9 protein-coding genes and 1 pseudogene are annotated in these 11,582 nt (G+C 66.7%); all 10 read left to right on the top strand.

What is annotated here, in order from left to right:
* Nucleotide 1: 1 nt before the first annotated feature.
* The 10 genes and pseudogenes from mraY to lpxC all read left to right on the top strand — a co-directional run bounded on the left by mraY (nt 2) and on the right by lpxC (nt 11,570).
* On the top strand, nt 2-1,087 hold the full coding sequence (gene mraY / locus ABKF58_RS04390; protein ID WP_482583506.1) for a phospho-N-acetylmuramoyl-pentapeptide-transferase: 1,086 nt from the start codon (nt 2-4) through the stop codon (nt 1,085-1,087).
* A gap of 9 nt (nt 1,088-1,096) precedes the next feature.
* Complete coding sequence (gene murD, locus ABKF58_RS04385) at nt 1,097-2,464, top strand: UDP-N-acetylmuramoyl-L-alanine--D-glutamate ligase (RefSeq protein ID WP_482583505.1); 1,368 nt, start codon at nt 1,097-1,099, stop codon at nt 2,462-2,464.
* Complete coding sequence (gene ftsW, locus ABKF58_RS04380; protein WP_014085620.1) at nt 2,461-3,618, top strand: putative lipid II flippase FtsW; 1,158 nt, start codon at nt 2,461-2,463, stop codon at nt 3,616-3,618. Before murD ends, ftsW begins: the two co-directional genes overlap by 4 nt.
* Nucleotides 3,619-3,809: 191 nt before the next feature.
* Nucleotides 3,810-4,880, top strand: coding sequence for an undecaprenyldiphospho-muramoylpentapeptide beta-N-acetylglucosaminyltransferase (gene murG / locus ABKF58_RS04375; protein ID WP_482583503.1), 1,071 nt, complete (start codon nt 3,810-3,812; stop codon nt 4,878-4,880).
* Between the two features lie 43 nt (nt 4,881-4,923).
* The gene (gene murC, locus ABKF58_RS04370; RefSeq protein ID WP_482583501.1) at nt 4,924-6,315 is read left to right on the top strand and encodes a UDP-N-acetylmuramate--L-alanine ligase; all 1,392 of its coding nucleotides are present in this window, start codon (nt 4,924-4,926) and stop codon (nt 6,313-6,315) included.
* A gap of 53 nt (nt 6,316-6,368) precedes the next feature.
* A complete protein-coding gene (locus ABKF58_RS04365; RefSeq protein WP_482583500.1) occupies nt 6,369-7,280 on the top strand; it encodes a D-alanine--D-alanine ligase in 912 nt (303 codons plus the stop codon).
* On the top strand, nt 7,270-7,998 hold the full coding sequence (locus tag ABKF58_RS04360; RefSeq protein ID WP_008954706.1) for a cell division protein FtsQ/DivIB: 729 nt from the start codon (nt 7,270-7,272) through the stop codon (nt 7,996-7,998). The genes ABKF58_RS04365 and ABKF58_RS04360 overlap by 11 nt, the downstream gene beginning before the upstream one ends.
* Nucleotides 7,999-8,040: 42 nt before the next feature.
* Nucleotides 8,041-9,255 carry a cell division protein FtsA gene (gene ftsA / locus ABKF58_RS04355; protein WP_232503556.1) on the top strand — a complete coding sequence of 405 codons (1,215 nt, stop codon included), beginning with the start codon at nt 8,041-8,043 and terminating at the stop codon, nt 9,253-9,255.
* Between the two features lie 111 nt (nt 9,256-9,366).
* A pseudogene (gene ftsZ, locus ABKF58_RS04350) lies at nt 9,367-10,558 on the top strand (cell division protein FtsZ).
* A 100-nt stretch (nt 10,559-10,658) separates the two neighbouring features.
* The gene (gene lpxC / locus ABKF58_RS04345; RefSeq protein ID WP_482584329.1) at nt 10,659-11,570 is read left to right on the top strand and encodes a UDP-3-O-acyl-N-acetylglucosamine deacetylase; all 912 of its coding nucleotides are present in this window, start codon (nt 10,659-10,661) and stop codon (nt 11,568-11,570) included.
* Nucleotides 11,571-11,582: the final 12 nt, after the last annotated feature.

Raw genomic sequence — 11,582 nt, 5'->3', positions numbered from 1 at the left:
CGTGCTGCTTTGGCTGGCCGATTGGCTGAAAGATTACATCCGGGCGTTTTCCGTCCTCAACTACGTCACCCTGCGTGCGGTGATGGCGGCGTTGACCTCGCTCGGCATCTCGCTGCTGATGGGGCCGTGGGTGATCCGGCGTCTGACCGAATTGAAAGTGGGGCAGGCGGTGCGTTCCGACGGCCCGCAGACCCATCTGGTGAAGACCGGTACTCCGACCATGGGCGGCACGCTGATCCTGCTGGCGATCGGCGTCACCACGCTGCTGTGGGCAGACTGGAGCAACAAGTACATCTGGCTGTTGCTGGCGGTGCTGTTCGGCACCGGCGCCATCGGCTTCTACGACGACTGGCGCAAGGTGGTGTACCGCGACCCGAAAGGCATTTCGGCGCGCGCCAAGATGTTCTGGCAGTCGGCCATCGCCATTGGTGCCGGGGTGTTCCTGATCACCACCGCCAAGCTGCCGGCGTCGACCGAATTCATCGTGCCGTTCTTCAAGAACGTGGTCTATCCGCTGGGGGCGATCGGTTTTTGCATCCTGACCTATTTCGTCATCGTCGGCACCTCCAACGCGGTCAACCTCACCGACGGCCTGGACGGCCTGGCGGCGCTGCCGACGGTGCTGGTCTCCGGCGCCCTGGCGATCTTCGCCTACGTGGCCGGCAACATCGTATTCGCGCGCTACCTCGGCCTGCCGCACATCCCCGGCGCGCACGAGGTGGTGGTGTTCTGCGCCGCCATCTGTGGTGCCTGCCTCGGATTCTTGTGGTTCAACGCCTACCCGGCGCAGGTGTTCATGGGCGACGTCGGCGCTCTGGCGCTGGGCGCGGCGCTCGGCACCGTGGCGGTGATCGTACGCCAGGAAATCGTGCTGTTCATCATGGGCGGCCTGTTCGTGATGGAGGCGCTGTCGGTGATGATCCAGGTGGCCTCGTTCAAGCTCACCGGCAAGCGCGTGTTTCGCATGGCGCCGCTGCATCACCACTACGAGCTCAAGGGCTGGAAGGAAACGCAGGTGGTGGTGCGCTTCTGGATCATCACCATGATGCTGGTGCTGGCCGGCCTCACCACCCTGAAACTGCGCTGAGGACCGAAGATGCGCTTCGCCAACCGTCACATCGTCGTCGTCGGCCTCGGAGACACCGGGCTGTCCGCCGCGCGCTGGCTTGCCGCGCACGGCGCGACGGTCACTGTGGCCGACAGCCGTGACAACCCGCCCAACGCCGCGACCCTGGCCGAAAGCCTGCCCGGCGTGGCCCTGAAGACCGGCGCCTTCGACGCGACGACGTTTGCCGGCGCCGAGATGCTGGTGGTGAGCCCGGGCGTGGCCGTGGCTACCCCGGCGATCGCCGCGTTCCGCCGTGCCGGCGGCGAGGTGGTGGGGGACGTGGAACTGTTCGCGCGCGCCATCGCCGGCTCGGGCAGCAAGGTCATCGCCATCACCGGTTCCAACGGCAAGAGCACCGTCACCAGCCTGGTCGGCCACCTGTGCCGGGAGGCCGGGCTCGACACCGTGCTGGCCGGCAACATCGGCCTGCCGGTGCTGGATGCGCTGGGCGAGCGCGAAGCCAGCGGCAAGCGCCCGGACGCGTGGGTGCTGGAACTGTCGAGTTTCCAGCTGGAAACCACCACCAGCCTGAATGCCGACGCCGCCACCGTGCTCAACATCTCCGAGGACCACCTCGACCGCTACGCCGACCTGCTCGATTACGCCCACAGCAAGACCGCGGTGTTCAACGGCCGTGGTGTACAGGTGCTCAACCGCGACGACGCGCTGGTGCGTGCCATGGTGCGTCCCGGCCATGCCCAGCGCTGGTTCTCGCTGAAAGAGACGGCCGACTACGCGCTGCGCCAGGACGCCGGGCGCTACTGGCTGACAGTGGCCGGCGAGGCGGTGTTCGACTGCGCCGAGATGAGCCTGCAGGGCCTGCACAACGCTGCCAACGCGCTCGCCGCGCTGGCGCTCACCGAGGCCATCGGCGTGCCGCGCGCGGCGCTGCTGGAGGGACTCAAGACGTTCACCGGCCTGGCGCACCGCGTCGAGTTCGTCGCCGAGGTGAACGGCGTGCGCTACATCGACGACTCCAAGGGCACCAACGTCGGCGCCACCGAGGCCGCGCTCAACGGCATGACCCGGCCGGTGGTGCTGATCGCCGGCGGCGACGGCAAGGGCCAGGATTTCTCGCCGCTGAAGCCGGCGTGCGCGCGCATCGCCCGCGCCGTGCTGCTGATCGGCCGTGACGCCGGCAAGATCCGCGCCGCGCTGGAAGGGCTGCCGCTGCCGATAGTCGACTGCGCCACGCTGGAAGTGGCCACGCGCGAAGCCGCCGGGTTGGCCGAAGCCGGCGACGTGGTGCTGCTGTCGCCGGCCTGCGCCAGCCTCGACATGTTCAAGAACTACGCCCACCGCGCCCAGGTGTTCATCGACGGCGTGCGCGCGCTGCAAGCGGGGAGCGCCGCATGATCGCCAACAGCGCCCGCCGTTACGCCCCCATCACGCCGTTCGACGAGGCGTTGGGGTGGGCGATCGCGTTGCTGCTGTCGATCAGCCTGGTGATGGTGTACTCGGCGTCGATCGCCTACGCCGAGGCGGATGCGGCGACGCAGAACCGCTATTTCTACCTGATCCGCCACATGATCTTCATGGGCATCGGGCTGACCGGCGCCTACGCGGTGTTCCAGTTCCCGACCGCGTTCTGGCAGAAGTACGCCGGCAAGGTGTTCATCATCGGCGTGGTGCTGCTGGTGCTGGTGCTGATTCCCGGCATCGGCCGCGTGGTGAACGGGGCACGGCGCTGGATCGGGCTGTTCGTCATCAACCTGCAGCCGTCCGAGGTGATGAAGCTCGCCACCGTGCTGTACGTGGCCGACTACACGGTGCGCAAGTCGCACAAGCTGCACAGCCTGAAGGAAGGCTTCGCCCCGGTGTTCGGCGCCATGGTGGTGGTGGCCTTCCTGCTGTTGCGCGAGCCGGACTTCGGCGCGCTGATGGTGGTGATGAGCATCGCCATGGGGCTGTTGTTTCTGGGCGGCATCAATATGCGCATCTTCACCGGCCTGGCCGCCATGGCGGTGGTGGCGGTGGCGACGCTGATCATCACCTCGCCGTACCGGCTCAAGCGCGTGCTGGGTTTTCTCGACCCGTGGGACGATCCCTACGGCAAGGGCTACCAGCTGTCGCACTCGCTGATCGCCTTCGGCCGCGGCGAATGGTTCGGGGTGGGGCTGGGCGGCAGCGTGGAGAAACTGTTCTACCTGCCCGAGGCGCATACCGACTTCATCATGGCGGTGATCGCCGAGGAATTCGGTTTTGCCGGCCTGCTGGTGGTGCTCGGGCTCTACGCCTGGATCGTGCGGCGGGCCTTCCACATCGGCGTGGAGTCGAAGAAGCTGGAGCGTTATTACCAGGCGCTGGTGGCGCAGGGCATCGGCATCTGGCTCGGCATCCAGACCTTTTTCAACATCGGTGTGAACATGGGGCTGTTGCCGACCAAGGGCCTGACCCTGCCGCTGATGTCATTTGGCGGCTCGGCCATGCTGCTCAACATGGCGGCGCTGGCGATCCTGCTGAGAGTGGATTGGGAAAACAGGCGAATCATGAGGGGCTATAAGGTTTAGCCCCTCATGAAGCCACGCCAGAGGCGTGGCCAGGTACGAAGTACCGTGCTCGCCTGTTTCTGCGGAGCCCCGTAAGGGGCGCAGCTAAAACCGCCGGATTAGGCGGGGCTAGAAGGTTAGTCCTGTCTGCATGACGAAATGACGAAATGACGACCAGGTTGGCCGAAGGCCGACCGGAAACAAGAAAGACGATGACGAAGCGAACGGTAATGGTGATGGCCGGCGGCACCGGGGGGCATATCTTCCCGGGCCTGGCCGTGGCGCACGAACTGCAGGCGCGCGGCTGGACGGTGTTCTGGCTCGGCGCCAGCGGCGGCATGGAAACCCGCCTGGTGCCGCAGCACGGCTTCGCCATCGAGACGGTGAAGATCGGCGGCGTGCGCGGCAACGGCCTGAAGCGCTGGCTGCTGCTGCCGTTCACGTTGACGGCGGCGCTGGCCAAGACGCTGGCGGTGATCTTCCGCCGCCGGCCGGACATCGCGGTGGGCTTCGGCGGCTACACCGGCTTCCCCGGCGGGCTGATGAGCCGCTTCCTGTGGAAGCCGCTGGTGATCCACGAGCAGAACTCGGTGGCCGGCCTGACCAACAAACTGCTGGCGCGCATCGCCAACCGCACCTTGTTCGCCTTCCCCGGCGCGTTTCCCGGGCCGGACGGGCTGGTCGGCAACCCGGTGCGTGCCGAGATCGCCAAGGTGCCGGCGCCGGAGTCGCGCTTTGCCGGCCGCAGCGGTCCGTTGCGCGTGCTGGTGGTCGGCGGCAGCCTCGGCGCCAAGGTGTTCAACGACACCCTGCCGCAGGCGCTGGCGCTGATCCCGGCCGAACGGCGGCCGCAGGTGGTGCACCAGGCCGGCGCCAAGCAGATCGAGGCGCTGAAGGACAACTATGCCAAGGCCGGGGTGAGCGCCGATTGCCGCGCCTTCATCGACGACATGGCGGCCGAGTACGCCGCCGCCGACCTGGTGATCTGCCGTGCCGGCGCGCTGACCGTGGCCGAACTGGCCGCGGTCGGGGTGGGCAGCGTGCTGGTGCCGTATCCGCACGCGGTGGACGACCACCAGACCGGCAATGCGCGTTACCTGGCCGACGCGGGCGCGGCGCGGCTGCTGCCGCAAAGCCAACTCAGCGTCGCCGGCCTGGCGGAACTGTTGACGCAACTGACGCGCGAGGACTGTCTGGCGATGGCCAGGAAGGCGCGCCAACTGGCCATCGTCGATGCGGCACAGCGCGTCGCCGACGTGTGCGAAGCCCTGGTACAAGAATGACCGGCCGTTTTCTGGTGAAAGCGGCCCTGACAAGCGAGCAGCAATGAAACACAGAGTCAAACACATCCATTTCGTCGGCATCGGTGGTGTCGGCATGTGCGGCATCGCCGAGGTGCTGCTGAACCTCGGCTACACCGTGTCCGGCTCCGACATGGCGGAGAGCGCCGCCACCAAGCGCCTGGTGGCGCAGGGCGCCGAGGTACATTTCGGCCATGACGCCGCCTACATGCAGGGCGCCGACGTGGTGGTGACCTCGACCGCGGTCAAGGCCGACAACCCGGAAGTGGTCGAAGCCAAGGTGCGGCATATCCCGGTGATTCCGCGCGCCATGATGCTGGCCGAGCTGATGCGCTTCAAGCAGGGCATCGCCATCGCCGGCACCCACGGCAAGACCACCACCACCAGCCTCACCGCCTCGGTGCTGGCGGCGGCCGGGCTCGACCCGACCTTCGTCATCGGCGGCAAGCTGACCGCCGCCGGCACCAACGCCAAGCTGGGCTCGGGCGAATTCCTGGTGGCCGAGGCCGACGAGTCGGACGCCTCGTTCCTGCACCTGGCCCCGGTGATGGCGGTGGTGACCAATATCGATGCCGACCACATGGACACCTACGAGCACAGCTTCGACAAGCTGAAGCAGGCCTTCGTCGACTTCCTGCACCGCCTGCCGTTCTACGGCCGCGCCGTGCTGTGCCTCGACGACGCCAACGTGCGCGAGATCCTGCCGCGCGTCACCAAGCCGGTGACCACCTACGGGTTCTCCGACGATGCCGACGTGCAGGCGGCCAACGTGCGCGCCGTGGGCGGCCAGATGCACTTCGACGTGGTGGCCAGGAACGGCAATCAGCTGCATTTCCCGGTGGTGCTCAACCTGCCGGGGCGGCACAACGTGCTGAACGCGCTGTCGGCCATCGCCATCGGCCTTGAATGCGGCGCCGATGTGGCGTCGATCCAGCAGGGGCTGGCCGAATTCGCCGGCGTCGGCCGGCGCTTCCAGCGCTACGGCGAGGTGGCTTGTCCGTCCGGCGGCCACTTCACCCTGGTCGACGACTATGGCCACCACCCGGTGGAAATGGCCGCCACGCTGGCGGCGGTGCGCGGTGCCTTCCCGACCCAACGCCTGGTGCTGGCGTTCCAGCCGCACCGCTACACCCGCACCCGCGACCTGTTCGAGGATTTCGTCAAGGTGCTGTCGACGGTGGACGTGCTGCTGCTGTCGGAGGTCTACGCCGCCGGCGAGGCGCCGATCGTCGCCGCCGACGGCCGCGCGCTGGCCCGTGCGGTGCGCGTCACCGGCAAGGTCGAGCCCTTGTTCATCGAGGCCATCGCCGACCTGCCGCAGGTCATCCTCGACACGGTGCAAGACGGCGATGTGGTGATCACCATGGGGGCCGGCTCGATCGGCGCGGTACCGGGCAAGCTCGCGGCTCAGGCTTGATCGGACCAAGGTATAAAGATGCCCGCCGAGCAGCGGGCGCAGAAGGATAGACGATGAAGCAGTACGGAAAAGTGGCAGTGATGATGGGCGGCACCTCGGCCGAGCGCGAGGTGTCGCTGATGAGCGGCGGCGGGGTGCTCAAGGCGCTGCAGAGCCAGGGCGTGGACGCGCACGCCTTCGACCCGGCCGAGAAGCCGCTCGCCGCGCTCAAGGACGAGGGTTTCGAGCGCGTGTTCATCGCGCTGCATGGCCCGTTCGGCGAGGACGGCACGCTGCAGGGCGCGCTCGAGACCATGGGCATGCCGTACACCGGCTGTGGCGTGATGGCGTCGGCCATCGGCATGGACAAGTGGCGCACCAAGCTGCTGTGGCAGGGTGCCGGGCTGCCGATTCCGGCCTTCGTGCTGCTCGCCGACGACAGCGATTTCGCGGCGGTGGAAGCCCAGCTCGGCCTGCCGCTGTTCGTCAAGCCGGCCACCGAGGGTTCCAGCATCGGCGTCACCAAGGTGAAGCATCCGGGCGAATTGCGTGCCGCCTACGAAGAGGCGCGCCGCTACGACAAGCTGGTGATCGCCGAGGCCTTCGTCGGCGGCGGCGAGTATACCTGCGCCATCATCGGCGACAAGGCGCTGCCGACCATCAAGATCGAACCGGCTACCGAGTTCTACGACTACCAGGCCAAGTATTTCCGCGACGACACGGTGTACCGCTGTCCGTCCGGCCTGAGTGCGGAGGTGGAGCAGCGCGCGCGCGAACTGGCGCTGACCGCGTTCGAGGTGCTGGGCGGGCGCGGCTGGGGCCGGGTGGATTTCCTGATGGACGAGGCGGGCGGCATCTACCTGCTTGAGGTGAACACCTCGCCCGGCATGACCAGCCACAGCCTGGTGCCGATGGCGGCGCGGGTGGAAGGCTTGAGTTACGAGGAGCTGTGTCTGGCGATTCTGGACATGGCCCATGTGGGATAACCACCGGGCACTCAGGACCCTGGCGAATCTGCTGCTGGGGAGCTCGGTGATGATGGTGCTGTACGCCGCCGGATTCTGGCTCACCCATTCTCCGGTGTTTCCGGTGAAGAAGATCCAGATCCAGGGCCAGATGAAGAGGGTGACGCCGGAGCAGTTGCGTTATATCGCCGAGCACGAGTTGCTGGGCACGTTCTTCACACTGAACATCGACAAGACCCGTGCCGCCTTCGGCAAGCTGCCGTGGGTGCGCGAGGCGCAGGTGCGGCGGCAGTGGCCGGACACGCTGCAGATCGAGGTCGAGGAACATGTGGCGATCGCGCGCTGGGGCGAGAACGGCCTGGTGAACAGCCGCGGCGAGTGGTTCGACGCCGCCAGCGACCAGCCGTTGCCGGTGCTGTACGGCCCCGCCGGGGCGCAGAAGGACATGGTCGCCATGCTGGCGGCGCTCAAGCCGGTGTTGCAGCCGGCCGGCCTCAAGCCGCAGCGGCTGTGGCTGTCGCCACGCCGGGCATGGCGGGTGGAGTTGGATAACGGGGTGCAGGTGGAACTGGGACGCGGCGACGTGGAAAAGCGCGCCGGCCTGTTCGCCACCCACTGGAAGGGAACGCTGGCCGCGCTGCCGTACCACATCGAGAGCGTGGACATGCGTTATCCCAATGGATTCGCCGTGCGGATGCCCGATTACAAGGCACCGCCGGCTCACGGACAGAAGCAATAGCAGTTGGAGCGACAGGTGAGCAAACCGAAAGAAAGCAAGAACATGCTGGTTGGCCTCGACATCGGCACGTCGAAGATCGTGGCGATCGTCGCGGAAGTCCTCGAGGACGGACAGCTCAACATCATCGGCATGGGGCAGACGCCGTCGCGCGGTCTGAAGCGCGGCATGGTGGTCAACATCGAATCCACCGTGCAGGCCATCCAGCGCGCGCTGGAAGAGGCCGAGCTGATGGCCGACTGCAAGATCCACGAGGTGTTTACCGGCATCGCCGGCAGCCACATCAAGAGCGTCAACTCGCACGGCATGGTGGCGATCAAGGACCGCGAGGTGATGCAGATGGACATCGACCGCGTGATCGAAACCGCACGCGCGGTGACCATCCCGCCGGACCATCAGGTGCTGCACATCTTGACCCAGGAATACAGCATCGACGGCCAGGAAGGTGTGCGCGAGCCCCTCGGCATGAGCGGCGTGCGCCTGGAAGCCAAGGTGCACATCGTCACCGGCGCGGTGTCGGCGGCGCAGAACGTCACCAAGTGCGTGCGGCGCTGCGGCCTGGAAACCTCCGACCTGGTGCTGCAGCCGATGGCCTCGGCGCTGGCGGTGCTGTCCGAGGACGAGAAGGACCTGGGCGTGTGCCTGATCGACATCGGCGGCGGTACCACCGACATCGCGGTGTACGCCAACGGCGCCATCCGCCACACCGCGGTGATCCCGATCGCCGGCGACCAGATCACCAACGACATCGCCATGGCGCTGCGCACCCCGACCAAGGAGGCCGAGGACATCAAGATCCAGCACGGCGTGGCGCTGGTCAGCCTGGCCGATCCGGGCCAGATGATCGAGGTGCCGGGGGTGGGCGAGCGCGGACCGCGCCAGATGTCGCGCTCGACGCTGGCCGAGGTGATCGAGCCGCGCGTCGAGGAACTCTTTCAATTGGTGCAGCAGGAGCTGCGCCGCAGCGGCTTCGAGGAAATGCTGTCGTCCGGCATGGTACTGACCGGCGGCGCCAGCCTGATGCCGGGCATGGTCGAGTTGGCCGAAGAGGTATTCCACCTGCCGGTGCGCATCGGCGTGCCGAAGTACGTCGGCGGCCTGGCCGAAGTGGTGAAGACGCCGCGCTTCTCCACCGGGGTCGGCCTGCTGCTGCACGGCAAGGAGCAGATTCACAGCAGTTACGTGGGAAACAAGACCGAGTCCGCCGGGCTGGGTCAGATGATCTCGCGCATGAAGGCATGGTTTGCCGGCAACTTCTAAGGGCCTGGCCACGTGTGCCGACTGCGGGTCGGCGCGTGGCGGGGCGGGCCGGTGCAGTACGGGCAAGCAGTAAATCGTTTGGGTTAGCTCATCTTTATTGAGGAGAGGGAAATGAGCACGATGGTATTCGAAGTAATGCAGGAGACCGCCCAAGAGGCTGTCATCAAAGTCATCGGGGTCGGCGGCGGCGGATGCAACGCCATCGACAACATGATCGACAACAACGTGCGCGGCGTCGAGTTCATCTGCGCCAACACCGACGCGCAGGCGCTCAAGCGCAACCGCGCTTCGCAGAAGCTGCAGCTGGGCAACAACCTGACCAAGGGTCTGGGCGCTGGCGCCAATCCGGAAGTGGGCCGCAGCGCCGCGCTGGAAGACCGCGAACGCATCGCCGAGATGCTGCGTGGGTCCAACATGGTGTTCGTCACCGCCGGCATGGGTGGCGGCACCGGCACCGGCGCGGCACCGGTGGTGGCCGAAGTGGCGCGCGAGCTGGGCATCCTCACCGTGGGTGTGGTGACGCGTCCGTTCGACCATGAGGGCAAGCGTCAGAAAGTGGCGCAGAACGGCATCGAGGATCTGAAGAAGCACGTCGACTCGCTGATCGTCATCCCCAACGAGAAGCTGATGGAAGTGCTGGGCGAAGACGTCACCATGCGCGAAGCGTTCCGCGCTGCCGACGACGTGCTCAAGGGTGCCGTGGCCGGCATCGCCGAAGTGATCACCTGCCCGGGCCTGATCAACGTCGACTTCGCCGACGTGCGCACCGTGATGGGCGAGATGGGCACTGGCGATGATGGGTTCCGCCTACGCCTCCGGCATCGACCGTGCCCGCGTCGCCGCGGAACAGGCCGTGGCCAGCCCGCTCTTGGACAACATCACGCTGGAAGGCGCGCGCGGCGTGCTGGTGAACATCTCCACCGCCCCGGGCTGCCTGAAGATGAGCGAATACCGCGAGATCATGGGCATCGTGCGTCATTACGCCGACGACGAGGCGCAGATCAAGTTCGGTACCGCCGAAGTGGAAGAGATGCCGGAAGACACCATCCGCGTGACCCTGATCGCGACCGGCCTGGGCAGCGCCAAGAAGGCCGCCCCGCGCGAGGAGCGTCCGGAGTACATCAAGATCGTCAAGACCGGCACCGACGACCGCGTCGGCGACTCGCTGAACTACGACGACTTCGATACCCCGGCCATCATGCGCCAGCGCGGCCGTCGCACGCCGACCTCGACCGACTTCTCCAACCCGGAAGTGAGCGAGTCGTATGACATCCCGGCCTTCCTGCGCAAGCAGGCCGACTGATTGTCATAAGCTATCGATGTGGTCCGGGTAATCAATAAAGCGCAGCTTTTCGCTGTGCTAGAATGCTTGCGTCCGGATAGCAGGTAGGAAGTCACTGATGATATTGCAGCGCACGCTACGACAAGCGATTAGCGCCACGGGCGTCGGTTTGCATTCCGGCGAGCGGGTGAAGCTCACCCTGCTGCCTGCCGCGCCCGACAGCGGGATCGTATTCCGTCGCACCGACTTGCCCGGGTCGGAAGACGTGAAGGTGGATCCCTCGCTGGTGAACGACACGCGCCTCTCCTCCACGCTGGTCACCCCGACCGGCGTGCGTGTCGGCACCATCGAACACCTGATGTCGGCCTTTGCCGGGCTCGGCATCGACAACCTGGTGGTGGAGGTGACCGCCGCGGAAATGCCCATCATGGACGGCTCCGCGGCCCCCTTCATCTACCTCTTGCAGTCCGCCGGCATCGTCGAGCAGGCGGTGCCCAAGCGCTTCATCCGGGTGCTGAAGCCGATCGAGGTGCGCGACGGCGACAAGTGGGTGCGCCTCGAGCCGTACGACGGCTTCAAGGTCGAGCTCGCCATCGAGTTCAACCATCCGGCGTTCAACCGCGCGCCGCAGACGGTGGAGATCGATTTTTCCCGGCGCTCCTACATCGACGAAATCAGCCGTGCCCGCACCTTCGGCTTCATGCACGAGGTCGAGTACATGCGCCAGCACGGCCTGGGCCTGGGCGGCAGCCTCGACAACGCCATCGTCATCGACGACGAATACGTACTGAACCCGGAGGGCCTGCGCTTCCCGGACGAGTTCGTGCGCCACAAGATTCTCGACGCCATCGGCGACCTCTACATCGTCGGTCATCCGCTGATCGCGGCGTTCTCCGGGCGCAAGTCCGGCCACGCCCTCAACAACCAGCTGCTGCGTAGCCTGCTCGCCACCCCCGGCGCCTGGGAGTACGTCAGCTTCAGCGACCCCGCCGAGGTGCCGTCGAGCTTCCACCGCCTGCCCGAGGTGGTGTGATGGCGGCCCCGG

Source organism: Pseudogulbenkiania sp. AW2-16, from assembly GCF_056824575.1.
This window is presented reverse-complemented; position numbering and strand designations above follow the sequence as displayed.